This window comes from Shinella sp. 1A1, from assembly GCF_055379515.1.
This window is the reverse complement of sequence record NZ_AP039672.1, coordinates 614001-634607: the sequence shown is the minus strand read 5'-3', so window position 1 is coordinate 634607 and position 20607 is coordinate 614001. Positions and strand designations below refer to the sequence as shown.

Sequence of the window (20607 nt, the reverse complement as noted above, 5' to 3'; positions counted from 1 at the left end):
TTCCTTCTGGTCCGGCGATCAATCCCCGTGCCCGCTGTAGCGCAACAGTGCGGGAACGCGAAGCGCCAGGAGGGCGAGGAAGGTCGCGAGCAGCGTTCCGCTGATCAATGCCACATGGGTGATGCCGATGACCTCGGCCGCCGCGCCGAGCATGATGCTGGCAAGCGGCATGACGCCAATGGTCAATTCCTGGATGCCCATGACGCGGCCCTGCACATGCGGCTCCGTCATCATCAGCATCAGCGTCGTCTGCAGGATGCCGAAGGGCGCCGCGGCAAGGCCGATGAGAACCATCAGGGCGAAGGAAAGGGGCACGGAGGAACAGAGGGCGAAGACTGCCCAGAGCGCGCCCCAGAGCGCCGTGCCCAGCACGAAGAGGCCGCCCTTGAAGCGGAAGTCGCCGAGCGCCGCGACGATCACCGAACCGGCGAGGCCACCCATCCCGGCGCAGGCCAGCAGCCAGCCGAGGCCGCTCGGCGAAAGCCCCAGATGCTCCTTGGCGATGACGGGCATGAAACCCTGATAGATCGGCCAGAGCAGGATATTGGCGGCAAAGGTGACGAGCAGCACGGAACCGAGAAGGCGGTTCGAGAGGACCGTGCTGAAACCGGCCGAAAGCAGAATCCGGAGTTTCTGGGGACCGATGGCCTCATGGCTGTTCTTCACCTGCCGGAGCGGCCAGAGCGCGAGGAAGGCAACGAGATACCAGAGCGCCGAGATCGCCAGCGCCGCAGCCGCCCCGAAGGCGGCGATCATCGCGCCGCCGAGCGCCGGGCCGATCACCTGCGTCATGCTCAGGACGATGGAGTTGAGCGCATTGGCATTGCTGAGGCTCCTTCGCCCGACAAGCTCGCTGACGAGCGTGAAGCGTGCCGGCTGCGAGGGGGATTGCGCAAGGCCGATGCAGAACCCAGCCGCCACGAGACCCAGGAAGGATATGCTGTCCAGCGCCACGAGAAGGGCGACGACGGTCAGGACGCAGAACGCCCAGCCCGACGCAACGAGCAGCAGCCGCGGCCGGTTGAAGCGGTCGGAGATCACGCCGGCGAGGGGCCCGAGCATCAGCGGCGAAAGCCGCGCCGCGGTGAAGATGGCGACGGAGAATTCCGAGCCCGTCATCTCGAAGACCAGCCAGCCGAGCACGAGGGTCTGCGTCCAAACGCCGGCAAAGAAGAAGAGGTTGGAAACCCACAGCAGCCGATAGCGGGGATAAAGGATGAGCGAAGAGGCGACCCGCCCGAGGAGGCCGGCGGGCACGGCACGGGGCATCGGCAATTCCAGCGCCGCGCTGGTGGCATCCTCGGCAAGAGCGGTGGTCTCGGATCGCGGCATGTTCGGCTTCCTGCACTGCGGCCAAGCGCCCACCGGCGCGGAGGGCGGGTACGGCATGTCCGTATCGATGTGTTCGGCGTGACGACGTCCCTGCGGGTGGCGACGGGACGGAAGGGGAGGCCGGTTCGATATCCGGCCGCCTGTTTATAGGCGCGCGCATCCGGTTTCCGAAATTAAATCTCCCGATGCCTTTCATTGAATTGCTGAATGACGCCCCGGCGCGGGCAGCGGCGATCATTCTTTGGTGAGGACCGGCGAAATCCCGCAGGGAGGCGTTGTCTTCGCCCTATCCGCATGGTATGCATCTCTATCATTAGCCCCCTAATAGTAGCTTCCTCTATGAGTGCCCACTCTCTCGCTCTGCTGGCCGACATCGCGCGCCTCGTGCGCAAGCGATTCGAACAGCGGGCGCAAAGCCTCGGCCTGACCCGTTCGCAGTGGCGCACGCTCGCCTATCTGTCGAAGAACGAAGGCATTCATCAGGGCGGATTGGCCGAGCTTCTGGAAATCGAGCCGATCGCGCTGGTGCGCGTTCTCGACAAGCTTGCCGAGCGCGGATTGATCGAGCGCCGGCGCCATCCCTCCGACCGGCGCATCTGGCTCCTCTACCTGCGCGACGAGGTGCGTCCGCTGCTGGCCGAAATCCACGAACTGGCCGATGCGACGCGCGCCGAGGCGCTGCTCGGCATCGCGCCGGAGCGGCTCGAAGAAACATTCACTGTGCTTTCCGAAATAAAGGCGAACCTCGTCCTGGCCTGCGAGGCGCCGACTGGCGAAAAAGAGCAAGAGCATGACTGACAAGCCCACCTTCCGCGTCATCACCGACGCCGATGCCGAAAATGCCGCCGACAGAGGCGAGACCCTGGAGGCACAGGGTACGGTCGCCGAAGCGCCGTCCCCCGTTTCCGGCGCGACTGCCGAGACAGTGCCCGCACCCGAGCTGCCGCGCCGCCGGCGCTCGCTCACCCGGCCGATCCTCTTCGCCCTGCTCCCGGTCGCCCTCGTGGTGGGCGGCTATTATTACGTCACCGGCGGGCAGGTCATGGCGACCGACAATGCCTATATCCAGGCCGACATGGTGGGCATCGCGACCGACGTCTCGGGCATCGTCGAGCGCATCGACGTACATGAGAACGAGGCCGTGAAGGCCGGCCAGCCGCTCTTCACCCTGCGGCCCGATGCCTTCCGCATCACGCTCGAAGGTGCCAAGGCGCAGCTCGGTGTCCAGCGGAACCAGATCGAGAACCTCAAGGCGAGCTATCGCCAGTCGCTGGCGGAGATCACGCAGGCGGAAGCGGACCTGCCCTATTTCCAGGCGCAGTTCGACCGCCAGCAGAGCCTGCTGAACGGCGGAAGCGCCAGCCGCTCGGCCTATGACGAAGCCAAGCACAACCTCGATACCGCGCGCCAGAAGGTTTCCGTGAGCAAGGCCGAGGCCGCCGTCACGCTCGCCCAGCTCGGCGGCGACGCCGACCGGCCGGCCGAGGAATACCCGCTCTATCTCCAGGCGAAATCCAGCGTGGACAACGCCCAGCGCGAACTCGACCATACCGTCGTGCGCGCGCCCTTCGACGGCGTCGTCACCAATGTCAACGCGCTTCAGGTCGGCTCCTACCTTCAGGCATCGCAGCAGGCGTTCTCGCTGGTCTCGACCGACCGCCTGTGGATCGCGGCCAATCCCAAGGAGACCGAGCTGACCTATGTGAAGCCCGGCCAGGAGGCCACGATCTATGTCGATACCTATCCGGGCGTTTCCTGGAAGGGCAAGGTCGAGAGCATCAGCCCGGCCTCCGGCTCGTCCTTCTCGCTCCTGCCGGCGCAGAACACCTCCGGCAACTGGGTCAAGGTCGTGCAGCGCATTCCCATGCGCGTGAGCATCGAGGATGCCGAAGGCAAGCCGCCGCTGCGCGTGGGCATGAGCACCGTCGTCGATATCGACACCGGCCATGCCCGCGGCCTGCCGGATTCCATCCAGGGCATGCTGGACAGCATCAGCGGCAAGAAACATGGCTAGTTCCACGGACGCACCGACCGTCATCGTGGCCAATCGCGGCGCGATCACGGCCTGCGTCATCCTTGCCGTCATCATGCAGGCGCTGGACACGACCATCGCCAATGTCGCGCTGCCCTTCATCCAGGGCAGCGTGTCGGCGTCGGTCGACCAGATCAACTGGGTGCTGACCTCCTATATCGTGGCGGCCGCCATCATGACGCCGCCCTCGGGTTTCCTTGCGGCCAAGTTCGGCCGCAAGCGGGTGCTGCTGACGGCCATTGCCGGCTTCGTCTTCGCCTCGGTCCTGTGCGGCCTTGCGCAGTCGCTCAACCAGATCGTCGCCTTCCGCCTGTTGCAGGGCCTGTTCGGCGCGGCGCTGGTGCCGCTGTCGCAGGGCATCCTGCTCGATATCTACACGGTCGAGGAACGCGGCTCGGCCATGGCGCTCTTCGGCGTCTCGGTGATGGTCGGGCCAGTGCTCGGGCCGGTCATCGGCGGCTGGCTCACCGACAATATCAGCTGGCGCTGGGTGTTCTACATCAATGTGCCGATCGGCGCGCTCGCCTTTGCCGGCATCGTCGTCTTCGTGAACGAGACCCTGCGGGACGCGCTTGCCAAGCTCGACTGGTTCGGCTTCGGCATGATGAGCCTCTTCATCGGCGCGCTACAGCTCTTCCTCGACCGTGGCGAGCAGCTCGACTGGTTCTCGTCCGGCGAAATCCTCGTCGAGGCCATCATCTGCGCGGCGGCCTTCTATCTTCTCGTCGTGCATACGCTGACGTCCGAGAAATCCTTCGTCAATCCGCGGCTCTTCCTCGACCAGAACTTCGCCGTCAGCATGATCTTCATCTTCGTGATCGGCATCACCTATCTGGCGTCGCTCGCGCTGATGACGCCCTATCTCCAGACGCTGATGGGCTATCCCGTCATCACCGCCGGCATCGTCATGGGGCCGCGCGGCCTCGGCACCATGCTGTGCATGTTCCTGATCGGGCGACTGATCGGCAAGGTGGATACGCGAATCCTGCTTTCCGCCGGCCTAGGGCTGACGGCCTGGGCGATGTACGACATGACCGCCTGGACGCCGGACGTCTCGCAATGGACCATCGTTTCCGTCGGCTTCGTGCAGGGCGCCGGCCTCGGCTTCCTCTTCGTGCCGTTGACGACCATGGCCTTCTCGACCCTGCCGCCGGAGATGCGCGGAGACGGCACGGGCCTCTACAACCTTTCGCGAAACATCGGCTCGTCCGTCGGCATCTCGCTGGTGACGGCGCTGATCACCGAGAACGTGCAGAGCAATCACGAAAGCATCGCCGCCTACGTGACGCCGTTCAACCACGCCTTCAACAATCCGGCCGTGCAGCAGCATCTCAACCCGCTGACGGAGGCCGGGCGCGCCGCGCTCGACAGCACCATCACCCTGCAGGCGACGATCATCGCCTATATGGACGATTTCAAGCTGCTGATGCTGCTCTCGCTTGCCGTCATGCCGCTCGTCCTGCTGCTCAAGAAGCCGCAAGCGGCCCCGGCGCTCGATCACAGCGCGGTGGTGGACTAGCCGGGCAGCGGCCCGTCACCGGCTGAGCTTCGTAGCGACGTCGAGGAGCACGTTGGCGCCGGCGACGAGATCGGCCTCGTCGGTATGTTCGGCCGGATTGTGGCTGATGCCGCCCTTCGACGGCACGAAAATCATCGCCGAAGGCGCGATGCGGGCGATCATCTGCGCATCATGCCCCGCGCCCGATGTCATGCGCCGGCAGCTCAGCTGGCGTTCCGCCGCCGAAGCCTCGATAGCCGTCACGATTTCCGGCGCGAAGGCAACGGGCTGGAAGCGCGCCAGACGCTCCGTCGATATCTCGAAGCCTTCGCCCTGCAGTTTCTTCAGGAAAGTATCGAGCGCGGTTTCCTGTCCCTTGAGCCTTTCTTCATCGGGATTGCGCAGATCGACCGTGAAGATCGCCGCCGAGGGAATGACGTTGATCGCATTGGGCTCGAAGCGGATCGTACCGACCGTCGCGACCGCACCCGGCGTTTCGCGGGCAAGCCGGTCGAGGAAGGCGAGCGTGCGGCCGGCGGCAACGCCGGCGTCGCGGCGCATCGCCATGGGCGTCGTGCCGGCGTGGTTGGCCATGCCGCCGATGGTGATCCTCTGCCAGGAAATGCCCTGCAGGTTCTCGACCGCCCCGATCGGAGTTCCTTCCGCCTCGAGGATCGGTCCCTGTTCGATATGGAGTTCGATATAGGCATGCGGCCTGAGGAAGCCCGGTTCCCGCGTCCCGGCATAGCCGATGCGCGCCAGCTCCATCCCGAGCGTCGTGCCGTCGCTGCCGATGGTGGCGAGCGCCTCGTCCGCACCGAGCCCTCCGGCCGCGACCAGGCTGCCCATCATGTCGGGCGCATAGCGCACGCCTTCCTCGTTGGTATAGGCGACGACGGCAAGAGGCCGCGAGGGGCGAAAACCTGCCTGCTGCATCGCCTCGATCACGGCAAGGCCCGACAGGACGCCGTAGCAGCCGTCATAGATACCCGCGTCGATCACCGTATCGATATGGGAGCCCATGACGACCGGGTCGCCGGAGGCGCCCTCCGGCTCCCATAGGCCATGGATGTTGCCGATGCGGTCGATTTCGATGCGGAGGCCGGCTTCCCCGAGCCACGCGCACAGAAGATCCCGTCCCGCCCGGTCGGCATCGGTCGCGGCAAGGCGGCAGAGCCGGCCGGCCTCGTCCCGCCCCGTATCGCCAAGCGCCTTCAGGCGGGCAATCAGACGGGCGGCGTCGATGGCGGGGATCATGCAGCGCCTCCGTTGCGGACGGCTTCGGGGCTGCGGCCGACGATCCTCTCGTAGAGGGCTGGGTCGGTCGCGCCTTCCGTGTTGACGACGAGCACGCGCGCCTTGCTGTCGAGACCGATCCGGGCGGCAAGCGCGGGATCGCGAAGCGCCGTCAGAAGACCCGCCAGCCCGGCGCTTCCGCTTTCGCCGGCAACGATGGCGGGGTCCTCGCCGACGGGATTGGCGAGGCGGCGCATTGCCTCCGGCGCGGCATCCTCCTCGACCGCCATGAAGCCATCCGCGACCCGCTCGAGGACACGGAAGGCGACCAGCGACGGCTCATAGCATTCCAGCATCGCCATGATGGTCGGTTCTCCCTCTTCCACCTTGACCACATGGCCCGCGCGGGCGCTCTCATAAATGCTGGCGGCGCGCGCCGGATCGACCACCGTGACATGCGGACGATTATCGCCGAGCGCCATCGCCATATGCCCGCTGATCGCAGCGGCAAAGCCGCCGACGCCGGCCTGGAGAAAGACATGGGTCGGGGGTTCGGCAAGCGAGGCGAGGGCTTCGCGAACCAGTGCGGTATAGCCCTGCGACACGAGGCCGGGAACGTATTCATAGCCGGGCCATGAGGTGTCGGAGAGGATCGTCCAGCCCTCTTCGGTTGCCACGCGCGCGGCTTCGGCGACGGAGACGTCGTAATTCCCATCGACGCGCACCATTTTCGCACCGAAGCGGGCGATGGCCTCGATGCGGGCATCGCTGACGCCGGAATGGACGAAGATCACCGCGCGGGCGCCCATCAGCGCCGCGCCCTGCGCAACCGACCGGCCGTGATTGCCATCGGTCGCGCAGGCAAAGGTCATGGTCGCGGCGATGGCGCGGACCTCGTCCGACATGAGTTCGGCAATGGGGACGGGGCGGCCAAGGTGGCGCTCGGCCTCTTCCTTCACCAGGATCATCAGCGCATAGGCGCCGCCCAGTGCCTTGAAGGAGCCGAGGCCGAGGCGAAAGCCCTCGTCCTTGACATATAGGGCCCCGAGGCCGAGTTCGGCGGCAAGGCCGGGCAGCGCGTGGAGCGGCGTCGCATCGTTGTTCTCGCGAAGGGCGAGGACCTGCGTCACCCGCCCGGCCGCCGCGATGCCCAGCGTTTCGGCGTCCCGTGCGTCCAGCGGCTGTCGATAAGCGGGCAGGGTGTTCGTCAGATAAGGCAGGGTGGGCATCGGTGTCTCCTCGGGCAGATATCGGATGAAGGATATTTCAACGGAGGAGAGAAAGGCGCTGTGTTTTGCGGCCTTCGATGCATTTCTGTTTCGTTCAGGCCGGGGCAGGCTGACTTTTGTTCCGCGCGGCGCAGGAACGTCACTCCAGCGGAATGCTCAATCCCACCTTGACGCGCTCCATGGAAACGAACGTCCGGAAGCGTTTCACATTGTTGTTGCCGAAAAAGAGCCTTCGCGTCAGCGCCTCGTAATCCGACATGGCGCGCACGATAACGATCAGGATGAAATCCGCCTCTCCCGTCACATAATAGCATTGCTGCACCTCCGGCGCGGCGGCGAAGGAGCGTTTGGCGGCGTCGTAAAGCTCTGCGCGCTCGCTTTCCATCTCCACTTCGACGAAAAGCGTGATCGACCGGTCGACCCTCGCCGGATCGACGAGCGCGACATTGGCCCTGATGACCCCGATCTCCTCCATGCGCCGGATGCGGCGCTGGACGGCCGGCGCGGAGAGGTGGATCATCTCCGCGATGGTTCGCTGCGGCGTCTTGTTGTCCCGCTGCAGGATGTCGAGGATCTTCAGGTCCAGCCGGTCGAGCTCGGCGGAACCGCGTGTCGGCTTCTCGCTCATCTTCAGCACCTTTCGCAACGAAATTGCGTGGCTGCGCCGGATTTCCGGCGCAGCTTTCACATGGTGCCGAGCATTATTTCATCTGCCGCTGCAAGTCATCCTGCGCGCGAGGCTATTCCAGTTGCCGGAGGAACCTGAGCGCAGCCGCAGACAGGGTCATCGCACCCTTGGGAAGGGCGGTTTCATCCACGCGGAACTTCGGGTGATGCAGCGGATAGATTGCCTCCATCGCCTCGTTGCGGATGCCGAGGCGGAAATAGACCGACGGGCATTTCTCGCTGTAGAAAGCGAAGTCGTCCGCCGCGGTCCAGCCGGGCGCGTTGAGCACGTTGTCCCGCCCAATAACCTCGGCTCCCGCCTGCTGGACGATGGCGACCATTTCGGGCGCGTTGACGACCGGCGGCTCGCCGCGCTGGATCGTCACCGCGACGCTTGCATCATGAGTGGTGGCAAGGCCTTCGAGGATCTGCCGCAACCGGCGCCAGGCCTTCTGCCGTGTCTCCTCGTGGCCGCTGCGGATCGTGCCCTTCAGGCGCACCTCGGGGGCGATCACGTTATACGCGCCGCCGCCCTCGATGCCGGTGACGGAAACCACCAGCGGGTCGTAGGGATCGATCTCGCGCGAGACGATCTTCTGCAATTCCGTCACCATGGAACAGGCGACCGCGATCGCATCCACCCCGTCGGAGGGCTTGGCGGCATGGGCGGAATTGCCGGTGACGACGACGTCGAAGATATCGCAGGCGAGCGTATAGGGACCGGCGCCGACGGCAATCTGCCCGGCGGGCGTATAGGGATCGACGTGGATGCCGATTGCGGCGTCCACGTCATCGAGAAGGCCCTCCTCGATCACCCGCCGGCCGCCGAGCGGCTCGGCTTCCTCGGCGGGCTGGAAGATCAGGCGCACCGTGCCGCTGAACGACGACCTCTGCCGGTCGAGCAGGACCGCGGCGGCGTAGCCCATCGCGGCATGCGCGTCGTGCCCGCAGGCATGCATCACGCCCGGTCGCCCGGAGGCGAAGGGCACGCCCGATGCCTCGGTGATCGGCAGCGCATCGATATCGGCCCGGATCACCACCTTGCGGTTCGAAGGCCCGGCCGTTCCGGCGATATCCACGGCAAGGCCGAAGCCCGCGACGGGCCGGACATTCTCCAGCCCCGCTGCCTCGAGCGCCTGTTTCAGATAGGCCTGCGTCTCGCGCTCCTCGTTCGACAGTTCCGGATTGCGATGGAGGTGGCGCCGGATGTCGATCATCCCGCGTTCCAGCGACGGCTCCATCACGGCGGTGTCGGGGTCAGGCCTTGACATGGATATCCCGCGGGAAGTTGGTCAGCGTCTCGCAGCCGCGTTCGGTCACGAGGATCGTCTCGCTGACCTCGATCCCCCAGCCGTCCATCCACATGCCGAGAATGGAGTGCAGCACGTTGCCGGGCTTGAGGATGGTCCTGTCGCCCGGGCGCAGGCTGATCGTGTGCTCGCCCCAGTCCGGCGGATAGGCGACGCCGATGGAATAGCCGATGCGCGATTCCTTCTTCAGGCCGTAGCGCTGGATGACCTGCCGCCAGGCGGCCTCGACCTCCTCAGCCGTGATGCCCGGCTTGATGGCGGCGAGCACGGCGTCCATGCCTTCGAGCACCGCCTTGCCGGTGTCGCCGACCTTGGCCGGCATCCGGCCGAGTTGCATGGTGCGGGCGAGGCCGGCCGTATAGCGGCGGACGACGCCGGCAAGCTCCAGCGCGACCGTCTCGTTCTCGCCGAAGCGCCGGTCGCTCCACATGACATGGGGGGCAGATGCGTTCTCGCCGGCAAGGATGGTCGGGGGAAGGGCGGTGATGTCCCCGGCGAAGTCGGGTGAGCCGGCAACTTGCGCGGCCTGGATCCGCGCGATGGCATCGCATTCGCGCACGCCGGGCGCAATGACGTCATAGGCGGCGGTCACGGCGGCTTCGGCAAGGCGCGAGGCCTTGCGCAGATAATCGATCTCGGCGGCGGACTTGACGCTGCGGATCCAGTTCACCAAGAGGTCCGCGTCGTGGAAGGCCGCATTGGGCAGGCCGGCGGTAAGGCGCGCATGCGCCTTCGGCGAGTAGTAATAGGCCTCCAACTCGATGCCGATATTGCCGCGATCCCAGCCCTTGCGAGTGATCCAGCCGGCGATCCAGTCCATCGGGTGGCGGTCGGCGCGCTGGACATGGTCCTCCGGGAAGCCGACGACGTTTTCCGGCTTCATCCATGCGGTCAGAAGGCCGCCGGCCGCATCCATGGCGCGGCCGATCCAGACGGGCTCCTCGTCCGCGAGGGGAACGAGCACGACCTGCGGCGTGTAGAAGGACCAGCCGTCATAGCCGGTGATGTAGTGCTGGTTGGCGACGTCGTTGACGACCAGCAGGTCGAGATTGCGGCGCGCCATCTCCGCACGGATGGCCTGGAGGCGGGCCTTGTATTCGGAAAGCGCGAAGGGAAGTTCGATCATGATGGACGCATCCTGTCGGGTGGCGGTTATCGGGTATCGGTAAGGTTGAGCAGGCGGCAGGCCGCCGCCGGGTCGGGCGCTATCCCGCATTGGCGGAGGCAGGCCCAGGCAGCCGCAAGGTTGCTGGTGACGACCGGCAGGCCGGTTCGCCGCTCGATCTCGGGCGCGCATTGCGCGGCACGGAGAGCCGTGCAGGCGAGGAACAGCGCCTCGGCGCCGGGCGTGACCGTCTCGACGGCCAGCCGCACGATCTCCTCGAGCGGCAGGCGCGCCATCTCCCGGTCGTCCTCCATGCCGAGGCAGACGAGGCGGTCGACGTCAAAGCCCTTTGCGGCGAAGAATGCCTGCATCGGCTCCGCCGTCCGCCGGACATAAGGCGTCAGGATAGCGATGCGCCGTGCCCGCAGGGCGCGAAGCGCCCGGACGGCCGCGCCTGCGGGCGTGATGACCGGCGTTCCCGGCCTGCCCGCTTCGAGGGCCGCGGCCACCGCATCCTCGCCGATGACGACCGAGGCGGAAGTGCAGCCGTAGACGATGGCGTCGAGCGCCTCGCCCGGCAGGATGAGCCCGGCGGCGGCGGCAAGGTGCGGATGCATCGCGCGCAGGTTTTCCGGCGTGGTCGGATTGGCGTAGTGGACGCGGGCCACATGGACCGCGACGGCATCGCTCGCGACGAGACGCCGGAAATCCGCCTCGACGGTGTGGTCGGTCGCGAGTGCGATCAGGCCGATGCGCCTGGGCGCAGGGCGATCGTCCAGTGCCTGCCGTGGCTGAATTTCCTCGATCATGCGCGCTCCGCAGTTCTCGACCTGTATTGAGCCGCGCAGAAAGAACCGCGTCAATCTTCGAAAAAGACACGTGTCAATTTATCAGATCGAGAGAATGCTCCGATCGGGCGCCGCGCGCAGGAGCGAGGCGAGGATATCGAGGCCCGCGCGCAACTCCTCCGCTTCCGTCGCGCCGACCGAAAGCCGGACGGCGCCGGCGGGAAGGCCGGAGAGGCTGAAGGGCGTGCTCGGGGCGACGGCGACGCCCCGAGCACGCGCCTGGGAGACGAAGGCGAGCTCGTCGTGATCGGGCGGAAGGGGCAGCCAGACGTGCAGGCCTTCGGGATGCGCGCGGCAGGACGCCTCGCCTAGGGATTCCGCCACGATGCGATGGCGGGCGCGCAGCATCTCGCGCTGCCAGCCGACCAGGGCTTCCATGGTGCCGTCGCCAAGCCATAGCGTGGCGATCTCGGCCATGATGGGCGTCGCCATCCAGTTCGCCATCAGCTGCCGGTTGGCGATCGTCGCGGCGAAATGGTCGGGCGCGGCCATATAGCCGATCCTCAGACCTGGCACTGCGACCTTGGTGAATCCGGTGATGTAGATCGTGCGTTCCGGCGCAAGGACCGCGAGCGGCTGCGGCCGATCGGACAGGAGCGGTCCGAAGACATCGGTCTCGATGATCGTCATGTCATGTTTGCGCGCGACCTCGGCTATCGCCCGCCGCCGGTCTTCGGGCATCAGGACCGAGGTGGGATTGGCAAGGTTCGGCTGGAGCGTCAGCACCCGCACCTCCTCGCGAAGGCTGGCCTCCTCCAGCGCCTCCGGCAGCATTCCATCCGCGTCGGCGGCAATTGCCCGCACCCTGATGCCGAGATAGTCGGCGAGGGGGCGGATGACGTGGTAGCAGATCTCTTCCGCCGCGAGGATCGCGCCCGGGCCGGCCGCCGACATGAGCGCGACGGTGAAGGCGGAGGATGCGCCGTTCGTCAGCAGCACGTTCTGCGGCGCCGCCTCCACGCCGAGGCCGGAAAGCCAGGAGACGGCCGCCTCGTTGTGCCGGGCGAAGATGGTATTGGGCCGGAAGGACAGCACGGCGGCCGGCGGGATCGTGTCGCCGAGCCGGTGCAGCGCCGCCTTCATCCGGTCGAGCTGCATGGTGGTGCAGACGGGCGTCACGATGGAGAGGTCGATGACATTCGCCAGCCGCTCGGCGATATAGGGCGACTGCAGCGCCGGGCCGCCCGGCTTCACATAGGTTCCGCGCCCCACCTCGCCGGACACGAGGCCCCGGCGGGCCAGGATGTCATAGGCCTTGCTGACCGTCTGGATGGACACCTTCAGGTCATAGGCAAGGTCGCGATGGGCCGGAAGTTTGCCGCCCGCAGCAAGCCGGCCGCTCTTGATCGCGGCCGTGAACTGGTCGGCGAGGGAAATGTAGACGGGACGTCGCAGGAGGGCGGGATCGGGTTGCCATTTTGTCATGCATTTTTCTGGCGCAAATGCATGACAATTTCAATGGTTCAGCTTTCCACTATGCCGCACCAGTCCGCCGCGAAGAGGGCGAGCGTCTTGGTGACGCGCTTCAGCGAGGAAAGGCTGACGCGCTCGTCGATGCCGTGGATGTTTTCGGCCACCGGGCCATAGACGAGCGCTGGGATGTTGCCGTGCACGGAGAAGACGGCGGCGTCGAGATAGCAGGCCATGACATAGGAGGAGAGGTCGCTTCCCGCATGCGTCAGGGCGTGGGCGGCGCGAAGGCTGGCTTCGGCCGGCGTTCCTTCCGCAAGCTCGTAGCCGGCATGCATCACGCCGACCCAGGTGAGGTCGACCAGACGCTCGCCTGCAAAGGCCGGATCTTCCGTCTGGATGCGCGCGAGGAAGGCTTCGAATTCCGCGGCGCGCACCTGCGGATCTTCGCCCGGATAGAAGCCAATGCGGCCCTCCGCGACGCAATCGCTGGGAATGGAGGCGATCCAGTCGCCGCCGCTGATCGTGCCGATGGTCAATGCCACGGGGTTGGCGAGATCGCGGAACCAGCGCCTGTCCTGCCGTTCATCGATCCACTTGCGCTCCAGCGCCCGGAGATGGCCGATCAGGCGGATCATGAGATCGATGGCGCTCTGGCCGGATTCCGGCTCGCGGGGATGGGCGGGGCGACCCTTGGTTTCCAGCCGGAACTTGATGACGCCGGCATTGGCGCGCACGAGCTGCTCGTCCGTCGGTTCGGGGCTGATGATCGCATCGGCGACGAAGCCGCGTTCGAAGAGCGTCGCGGCGCCATTGCCGGTGATCTCCTCCTCCACGACGGACTGGACCTGGACATCGCCCCGCAGGGAAAGGCCGGCCGCCGCGATGGCGTCGAGCGCGAAGATGGAGGCGACGAGGCCGGCCTTCATGTCGCCGGCGCCGCGCCCGTAAAGCCAGTCGCCTTTGCGGACCGGCTGGAAGGGGGCGGAGGCCCAGCGGTGGCTGCTCCCCGCCGGAACGATGTCGACATGGGAATTGAAGGCGAGCGAGCGGCCGCCCGCGCCGCCTGCCGGCTTCAGGCCGACGACATTCCAGCTTTCCGCATAGTCGACGGTGGCCGGCGAGAAGGCCGGGTGCTGCCCGATCTTCGAGGCATCGGTGCGCAGGCGCTCCACCGCAAAGCCTCGCTGCCGCAACTCCGCTTGAATGAAATCCTGCGCCTCAGCCTCCTCGTTGCGGAGGGAACGGAAGGCGACCAGCTTTTCCAGAAACTGGACCTCACTCTCAAAAGACTGGTCTACGGCATTGAGAATACGGGCATTTGCAGATGTCATGGCGGGCCGGGTCCGAAGTTGAATGCGGGTGCGGGGCAGCGTAGCCGTTGCTCCGCCCATTTCAAGCCGGATCGGCCGGAAGCCCGACTTCCGCTTTGACACGGGCGGCGAACTCCATCATTCAGAGACGGATTAAAAGCGTCGGCGATAGAGACCGTGAAGACAGGCAAGAAGGACAAGAGGGCGGGGGAGCGCAAGCCGAAGACGCTCCTGCAGAAGCTCGCGGCTTCGCCCGAGAAGCTGTTCTCGGGTGCCTTCCGCCAGCAATATGCCGCCCTTTGCTTTCGCCCCGCGTCGACGGGCGAGGGGATCGAGATCCTTGTCGTGACGTCGCGCGACAGCGGGCGGTGGATCATCCCCAAGGGCTGGCCGATGAAGGGCAGGAAACCCTATGAAGCGGCGGCCATCGAGGCGTTGCAGGAGGCCGGCGTCAAGGGAACCGTCCGCAAGAAGCCGGTCGGCAGCTATACCTATCTGAAGCTGCTCGACGACGGCGATGTCGCGCCCTGCGTCGTCGACGTCTTCCAGATCCAGGTCACGGGCGTCGCGGAAAAGTTCAAGGAAAAGGGTGAGCGCATCCTCGCCTGGGTCAGCCCGGACGAGGCCGCCCGGCGCGTCCGCGAGATCGAGCTCAAGTCCATGCTGGTCGAGTTCGTTCCCCGCTGAAGCTCCGGCGGCTTTACGCCGCCGGAATTCTGATCCTTCAGTCGAGGATGGCCATCTGCAGTTCGGCATGGCGGCCGAGGGTCTTCATCCACTCGCCATATTGCGGCTGATTGCGGATCTGCCGGCCGTAGTGGCGGCCGAGCGCGGCCATCAGCTCGCCCTTGCGGCCGAGTTGCTCGTCGGCAAAGCCGATCATCTGCGAGTTCGGCCAGGCCTGCGGCCGGATCGTGACGAGGCGGGTGAAGAGGTTCTCGGCCGTTTCATCCGGGTTGGCCTGCGCCATCAGGGTCAGCATGGCGGCGGTCGAGCGGGAAACGCCCATATGGCAATGCACAAGCAGGTGGCTCGACGCCTGCGCGTTCTGCTGGGCCTGGAAGTCCGAGCCGAATTTCAGGATGGCCTCGACATGGTCGGGACGCGGCATCACCCGGTCCGGCGCGGCGACGATGATGTCGTGGAAGCGCAGCGTCGTGCGGTGGTGCTGGCCATAGGTCGCGAAGGTCTCGATCTCGGGAAGCTCCGGGTCGAGCAGGGACAGGACATGGGTCACCTTGCGCTCGCGCTGCGCCGGCAGCTCCTCGATGCCGCAAATCGTCAGTTCCGGGGTAAAGATCACATCCATGGTCTGTCCTTTCAGTCTTCGATGCAAATGATTGATGTCATTTTCCGTGCCCTACGCTACGGAAATGGCGGTGTTATGATGGGTCTTTCCCCGGCGCGGGCCGGGAACCACAGTTCGACGGTCGTGCCCTTGCCGGGGATGGAATGAATGCGCGCGTCGCCGCCGCTCTGCCGCACGAAGCCGTAGACCACGGCAAGGCCGAGGCCGGCGCCGCCCTGTTCGTTGCGGGTGGTGAAATAGGGCTCGAACGCCTTGTCCGCCGCCTCCGGCGACATGCCGACACCCTCGTCGCTCACCGCCACGACGACGCCCGTCTCGCTGCGGAAGGAACGCACGAGGATCGTTCCGCCTTCGGGCATCGCCGCGGCGGCGTTGAGGCAGAGATTGAGCACGGATTGCTCGAAGAGGGCCGGATCGAGCAGCACGGCCGGAAGGCCCTCCGCGATGTCAAAGGCGAGGCGGCATTTCTCGCCTATGGCGATCTCCAGCACGTCCGCCATGCCGCGCAGCAGCGCGCCGATCTCCACCGCGCCCGGATGGATCGGCTGCTGGCTGCCGATGGAAAGCATGCTGCCGGCGAGCGAACGCCCCCGGTCGGCGGCCTTGCGGATGCGGGAGAGATGCCGCTTCTGCCGGTCGTTGAAGCCGGTCTCCCGCTCCAGCAGGCCGAGGCTTCCCGTAATGATGCCGATCATGTTGCCGACCTCGTGGCTCACCTGATGGGTCATGCGCATGATGCCGTCGAGGCGATGCGCCTTGGCCGCCTCCGCCTCCTGCCGGTCCATGTCCGTGACGTCGCGGGCAAGCAGCACGATGCCGCCGTCCGGCTGGCGGGAGAGCGAGACCTCCGTGACGCGCCCGGCCTTCGAGCGGTGGCGCAGGACGGCGCGGTCCTCCAGCGCGCCCCGGTCTTCGTCCGCGGGCAGGAGAGCGGGCTCTATCTCGGGAATGGGTTCCACGAATTTCCGCGCCAGCAGCTTTCGCGCCGAACCGGACCAGCCGACGAGCTCGATGACGCGCCGGTTCATGGTGATCGGCCGGCCGCGTGGATCGAACAGCGCGATCCCTTCATTCATGTTGCGGAAGGTCGAGCGGATGGTCCGGGCGGCCGCCTCGGCGGTGCGCCGGAGACGCGAGACGCGCTCTACGCTCTCGCGGAAGGCGCGGAAGGCCTCCAGGAGCCGCACAAGCTCCGTTTCCGATCCCTCGTAGCTCGGCGCCTCGACATCCTTGCGGCCTTCCGCGAGCGCGTTCATGCCGCTCGAAAGCGAGACAATGCCGCGCGAGACGCGCATGACCGAGCGGATGGAAAGGACCGCCATGGCAAGCACCAGGAGCGCGGCGAAGGCGACGATGACGAGCAGCCGGCTCAGCACGTCGGAAGTGGTGAGCAGGTCGTCGTTAAGGCCACGGGCGACGGCTTCGCTCTGCGTTTCCGTGGCATGCGACAGGTCGCGCGAGACGACATGCAGCCGCGCGACGGCTGCGCGGATCGAGAACATTTCGAGCAAGTACTGGGTCTGCGCCTCGAAGACCCGCTCATAGGGGGCGAGCTCGGCGGCGGAAACGCGGACATCCGGCGCCGCCCGCTCGAGGCGCGGCGTGGTTTCCGCCACATAGCGGCGGCGCAGCTCGCCGAGCTGGAAGAGGCTGTCGGAATTGGAAGCCGACTGCACGATGCCATTCAGCCGGCGGCGGAAATCCGCATCGGCGATGCCGCGCCCGGTCGCGATCTCGCCTAGCGCCGCGGCGGCTTCCGCCTTGTGCTGCTGGGCGGAATCGGCATCGGCGGCAAGCGTCGTCGTCTGGTTGCGGATGGTCTCCAGCAGTTCGACGATCCGCGCGCTGGCAAAGCCCTTGACCGCCTTCTCGCCGCTTTCCGGCTGCATGGCGCGCAGCAGCACGTCGACCTGCCCGACCACCGAGCGGCTTTCGCTGGAGACGCGGTAGGGCGACGTCGCATTCATCAAGAACGGGGCGCTCGACACGAGGTCCGAGACCTGGCGGGAGACGAGAGAGGCCTTGGCGAGGCTGGAAAAGGCCTGAAGCCCGTAGGCGGCCATCTCTTCCCGCGCCCGCTGCAGGCCGTAGACGGCGACGGTCGCGAGGCTGAAGACCAGCACGCAGATGAAGACGATCGCAAACGGCAGGCGGAAGGCGATCGACGAAAGGAAGGGGCGGCTGATCACGGGGCGGGCTCGCCGTCGTCCGTGTCGAGAACGTATCCCTTGCCGCGCCGCGTCTTGATATGGCGCGGCAGGTCCGGGTTGCGCTCGATCTTGCGCCGCAGCCGAAGCACGAGGACATCGACATTGCGGTCGATATAGCGGTCACTCTCCGCGCCGAGCCGGTCAAGGATATGCGCGCGGCTGACCGGCATGTTCGGCGTCTCGGCAAGGATTTCGAGAAGGGTGAATTCGGCGCTGGTAAGCGATTTGCCCGGATCGGAGAGGCAGACGGCGCGGCGATTCTTCAGGTCCACCGACCAATCGCCGAGCTTGAGCGAAGCGGGCTCCGGCTCGCGCTCGCCGTCGCGCTCCGGCTTCAGCGACGGTATCGTGCGGCGCAGCACCGCCTTGATGCGGGCGGTGAGCTCGATCGGTTCGAAGGGCTTGACGACATAGTCGTCCGCCGCCGTTTCCAGCCCCAGCACGCGATCCGCCGCGCTGCCGGCGGCCGTCACCATGACGATGCCGATATTGGTCTGCGCACGCAGGCGCTGGGCGAAGGTGCGCCCGGAGGTGCCGGGAAGGTTATGGTCGACGAGCACGAGATGCACGGTCTCATGCGCGAGCACGGCCGCGGCCTCTTCGGCCGACGGGGCGATAAGCGGCGTCCAGCCTTCCGCCTCCACGAGGTCGGAAACAAGCTCCGCCATGTCCGGATCGTCCTCGACGATCAGAATCCGAATCCGCTCGATCAGCACTGCACGTCCTCCCGCCCGCATCATAGGCGGCGCTTGTCGAATGTTCAAAGCAGCTCGTGTTATGCGGATTTATCACATTTGTAATCTTTGTAATTTTTGCCATGTGGCGGCCGCCCCGGGCTGTAAGAACGGTAACCATTCTTCGATTGCGGCAGGCGGGGAATGTGACATCCTGACTGCGGAGATTGGGACGGCGACGTTCCAAATGGGAGGAAATCGTGAAAGGCATCACCGCTTTCGGCGCGGGCGTGGCCCTGTGGCTATGCAGCGTCACGACCGGCATGACAGCCCCGGCGCTCACCGTTCTGTGCGGTGTCGACGAGGACTGGTGCGCGGCGATGAAGAAGGCGTACGAGGCGAAGTCCGGCCTCGAAATCTCGATGACCCGCAAGAGCACCGGCGACATCCTCAACCAGATCCGCGCCGAGAAGGCCGCCCCGACGGTCGACGTCTGGTGGGGCGGCACGGGTGACACGCATCTCCAGGGCGGGTCGGAAGACCTTCTCGAACCCTATCGCCCGGCGCATGAACGCGACATGCTGCCCTGGGCGCAGAATTTCTTCGCCATGTCGGGCGGGCGCTCGGCGGGCATCTATGCCGGAGCGCTCGGCTTTGCCTACAATGCCGACCTCCTGCGCCAGCTGAAACTGCCCGCGCCGGCCTGCTGGAAGGACCTTGCCGACATTTCCTATCGCGGGCGCATCGAAAGCGGCAATCCGAACTCCTCCGGCACGGCCTTCACGACGCTTGCAACGCTCGTGCAACTCTTCGGTGAGGACGAGGCCTTCCGCTTCATGGCGGCGCTCAACCGCAATATCGGGCGCTATACGAGCGCCGGCTCCGCGCCGGTCAAGGCGGCGGCGCGCGGCGAGACGTTGATCGGCATCTCCTTCATGCATGACGCCGTCACCCAGAAACAGGCGGGCTATCCGCTGGTGATCGTCGCGCCCTGCGAGGGCACCGGCTACGAGATCGGCGCGGTCAGCATCGTCAAGGGCGCGCGGCACCCGGATGAGGCGAAGCGCTTCGTCGACTTTGCGCTCAGCCCGGAAGGGCAGGGCACCGGCGCGGCATCCGGCCAGAACCAGGTGCCGTCCAATGCGAAATCGACCCTGCCGCTGGCAGCGCCCGATATCTCGATGATCAAGATGGTGGATTACGACTTCGCGACCTTCGGCTCGCCGGAAGAGCGAAGTCGGCTGCTCGAAAGGTTCGACGCGGAGATCGCCGCGACGAACTGAGCGAGCTTTCACGAAAGACTTAAGAAAACCGCGGACGCGCCGCCCTCGCGGGCAGGCCGATGGCCCCCTCGTGCGCCGTTCGCAGCCGAATTCATGACCAGGCAACAGGAGGATGCCCAATGAAAATGAAGACCCTTTCCCTCATGCTCTTCGCCGGAACGGCCCTTGCCGCCCTGCCGGCAAAGGCCGCCGGCGAGCTCAACCTCATCTGCTCGGCCGACGTCGTCATCTGCGAGCAGATGAAGGGCGATTTCGAGAAGGCGCACAGCGACATCAAGGTGAACATGGTTCGCCTGTCCTCCGGCGAGACCTATGCGAAGGTCCGCGCGGAAGCCCGCAACCCGAAGACCGACATCTGGTGGGCCGGCACGGGCGACCCGCACCTGCAGGCGGCCTCCGAAGGCCTGACGCTGGAATACAAGTCGCCCAAGCTCGACGAGCTCAACGACTGGGCCAAGAGCCAGGCGGAAAGCTCGGGCTACCGTACGGTCGGCGTCTATGCCGGCGCGCTCGGCTGGGGCTACAACAACGACATCTTCAAGTCGAAGGGCTTCAAGGAGCCGAAGTGCTGGGCCGACCTCCTGGCGCCCGAACTGAAGGGCGAGATCCAGATCGCCAACCCGAACTCCTCGGGCACGGCCTATACGGCTCTCGCCTCGCTCGTGCAGATCATGGGCGAGGACCAGGCCTTCGACTACCTGAAGAAGCTGAACGAGAACATTTCGCAATACACCAAGTCCGGCTCCGCGCCGGTCAAGGCGGCGGCGCGCGGCGAAACGGCGCTCGGCATCGTCTTCGTGCACGACGCCGTGGCACAGATTGCCGAAGGCTTCCCGGTCACCTCGGTCACGCCCTGCGAAGGCACCGGCTACGAGATCGGCTCCATGTCGATCATCAAGGGCGCGCGCAACCTCGACAATGCGAAGATCTGGTACGACTGGGCGCTGACCCCGGAAGTCCAGTCGCGCATGAAGGATGCCAAGTCCTTCCAGCTTCCCTCCAACAAGAATGCGGAGATTCCGAAGGAAGCGCCGAAGTTCGAGGACATCAAGCTGATCAACTACGACTTCAAGACTTACGGCGACCCGGCAAAGCGCAAGGAACTGCTGGAACGTTGGGACCGCGAAGTCGGCGCTGCCGCCAACTGATGTC

18 protein-coding genes are annotated in these 20607 nt (G+C 66.1%); 6 read left to right on the top strand and 12 right to left on the bottom strand.

Annotated elements, in window-relative coordinates:
- Positions 1 to 18: 18 nt before the first annotated feature.
- Positions 19 to 1332, bottom strand: a complete 1314-nt coding sequence (locus ACZ48C_RS19630) for an MFS transporter (RefSeq protein ID WP_464783755.1) — start codon at positions 1330 to 1332, stop codon at positions 19 to 21.
- A gap of 339 nt (positions 1333 to 1671) precedes the next feature.
- Here ACZ48C_RS19630 and ACZ48C_RS19625 point away from each other — a divergent pair, with 339 nt between their 5' ends.
- From ACZ48C_RS19625 to ACZ48C_RS19615, 3 genes are read left to right on the top strand one after another with little or no spacing between them, the layout of a single operon-like run.
- Positions 1672 to 2130 (top strand): MarR family winged helix-turn-helix transcriptional regulator, encoded by a 459-nt coding sequence (locus ACZ48C_RS19625; RefSeq protein ID WP_318912564.1) that lies wholly within the window; start codon positions 1672 to 1674, stop codon positions 2128 to 2130.
- Positions 2123 to 3346, top strand: a complete 1224-nt coding sequence (locus tag ACZ48C_RS19620) for an HlyD family secretion protein (protein WP_464783754.1) — start codon at positions 2123 to 2125, stop codon at positions 3344 to 3346. The genes ACZ48C_RS19625 and ACZ48C_RS19620 overlap by 8 nt, the downstream gene beginning before the upstream one ends.
- Entirely contained in the window at positions 3339 to 4883 is a 1545-nt protein-coding gene (locus ACZ48C_RS19615) for a DHA2 family efflux MFS transporter permease subunit (RefSeq protein WP_464783753.1), read from the top strand. The genes ACZ48C_RS19620 and ACZ48C_RS19615 overlap by 8 nt, the downstream gene beginning before the upstream one ends.
- A 15-nt stretch (positions 4884 to 4898) precedes the next feature.
- Here ACZ48C_RS19615 and ACZ48C_RS19610 read toward each other — a convergent pair whose 3' ends face one another.
- From ACZ48C_RS19610 to ACZ48C_RS19575, 8 genes are all read right to left on the bottom strand, one after another.
- A complete protein-coding gene (locus ACZ48C_RS19610; protein ID WP_464783752.1) occupies positions 4899 to 6119 on the bottom strand; it encodes a hydantoinase/carbamoylase family amidase in 1221 nt (406 codons plus the stop codon).
- Positions 6116 to 7327 carry a diaminopropionate ammonia-lyase gene (locus ACZ48C_RS19605; protein ID WP_464783751.1) on the bottom strand — a complete coding sequence of 404 codons (1212 nt, stop codon included), beginning with the start codon at positions 7325 to 7327 and terminating at the stop codon, positions 6116 to 6118. The genes ACZ48C_RS19610 and ACZ48C_RS19605 overlap by 4 nt, the downstream gene beginning before the upstream one ends.
- A gap of 139 nt (positions 7328 to 7466) precedes the next feature.
- Positions 7467 to 7955 carry an Lrp/AsnC family transcriptional regulator gene (locus tag ACZ48C_RS19600; RefSeq protein ID WP_119255939.1) on the bottom strand — a complete coding sequence of 163 codons (489 nt, stop codon included), beginning with the start codon at positions 7953 to 7955 and terminating at the stop codon, positions 7467 to 7469.
- Positions 7956 to 8067: 112 nt separating this feature from the next.
- The gene (locus ACZ48C_RS19595; protein ID WP_464783750.1) at positions 8068 to 9264 is read right to left on the bottom strand and encodes a M20 metallopeptidase family protein; all 1197 of its coding nucleotides are present in this window, start codon (positions 9262 to 9264) and stop codon (positions 8068 to 8070) included.
- Positions 9251 to 10429 carry a M24 family metallopeptidase gene (locus ACZ48C_RS19590; RefSeq protein ID WP_464783749.1) on the bottom strand — a complete coding sequence of 393 codons (1179 nt, stop codon included), beginning with the start codon at positions 10427 to 10429 and terminating at the stop codon, positions 9251 to 9253. The genes ACZ48C_RS19595 and ACZ48C_RS19590 overlap by 14 nt, the downstream gene beginning before the upstream one ends.
- 26 nt (positions 10430 to 10455) lie before the next feature.
- Entirely contained in the window at positions 10456 to 11217 is a 762-nt protein-coding gene (eutA, locus tag ACZ48C_RS19585) for an ectoine utilization protein EutA (protein WP_464783748.1), read from the bottom strand.
- Between the two features lie 81 nt (positions 11218 to 11298).
- Complete coding sequence (gene ehuR / locus ACZ48C_RS19580; RefSeq protein WP_464783747.1) at positions 11299 to 12681, bottom strand: MocR-like ectoine utilization transcription factor EhuR; 1383 nt, start codon at positions 12679 to 12681, stop codon at positions 11299 to 11301.
- Between the two features lie 38 nt (positions 12682 to 12719).
- Positions 12720 to 14000 (bottom strand): ArgE/DapE family deacylase, encoded by a 1281-nt coding sequence (locus tag ACZ48C_RS19575; RefSeq protein ID WP_464783746.1) that lies wholly within the window; start codon positions 13998 to 14000, stop codon positions 12720 to 12722.
- A gap of 156 nt (positions 14001 to 14156) precedes the next feature.
- Here ACZ48C_RS19575 and ACZ48C_RS19570 point away from each other — a divergent pair, with 156 nt between their 5' ends.
- On the top strand, positions 14157 to 14666 hold the full coding sequence (locus ACZ48C_RS19570) for an NUDIX hydrolase (protein WP_464783745.1): 510 nt from the start codon (positions 14157 to 14159) through the stop codon (positions 14664 to 14666).
- A gap of 37 nt (positions 14667 to 14703) precedes the next feature.
- Here ACZ48C_RS19570 and ACZ48C_RS19565 read toward each other — a convergent pair whose 3' ends face one another.
- From ACZ48C_RS19565 to ACZ48C_RS19555, 3 genes are read right to left on the bottom strand one after another with little or no spacing between them, the layout of a single operon-like run.
- On the bottom strand, positions 14704 to 15288 hold the full coding sequence (locus ACZ48C_RS19565) for a tyrosine phosphatase family protein (protein ID WP_464783744.1): 585 nt from the start codon (positions 15286 to 15288) through the stop codon (positions 14704 to 14706).
- Between the two features lie 56 nt (positions 15289 to 15344).
- Positions 15345 to 17477, bottom strand: a complete 2133-nt coding sequence (locus ACZ48C_RS19560) for an ATP-binding protein (RefSeq protein ID WP_464783743.1) — start codon at positions 17475 to 17477, stop codon at positions 15345 to 15347.
- The gene (locus tag ACZ48C_RS19555; protein WP_464783961.1) at positions 17474 to 18235 is read right to left on the bottom strand and encodes a response regulator transcription factor; all 762 of its coding nucleotides are present in this window, start codon (positions 18233 to 18235) and stop codon (positions 17474 to 17476) included. The genes ACZ48C_RS19560 and ACZ48C_RS19555 overlap by 4 nt, the downstream gene beginning before the upstream one ends.
- Before the next feature lie 197 nt (positions 18236 to 18432).
- Here ACZ48C_RS19555 and ACZ48C_RS19550 point away from each other — a divergent pair, with 197 nt between their 5' ends.
- Together ACZ48C_RS19550 and ACZ48C_RS19545 are read left to right on the top strand one after the other, a co-directional pair.
- Positions 18433 to 19455, top strand: coding sequence for an ABC transporter substrate-binding protein (locus ACZ48C_RS19550; protein ID WP_464783742.1), 1023 nt, complete (start codon positions 18433 to 18435; stop codon positions 19453 to 19455).
- A gap of 119 nt (positions 19456 to 19574) precedes the next feature.
- The gene (locus ACZ48C_RS19545) at positions 19575 to 20603 is read left to right on the top strand and encodes an ABC transporter substrate-binding protein (RefSeq protein ID WP_119255722.1); all 1029 of its coding nucleotides are present in this window, start codon (positions 19575 to 19577) and stop codon (positions 20601 to 20603) included.
- Positions 20604 to 20607: the final 4 nt, after the last annotated feature.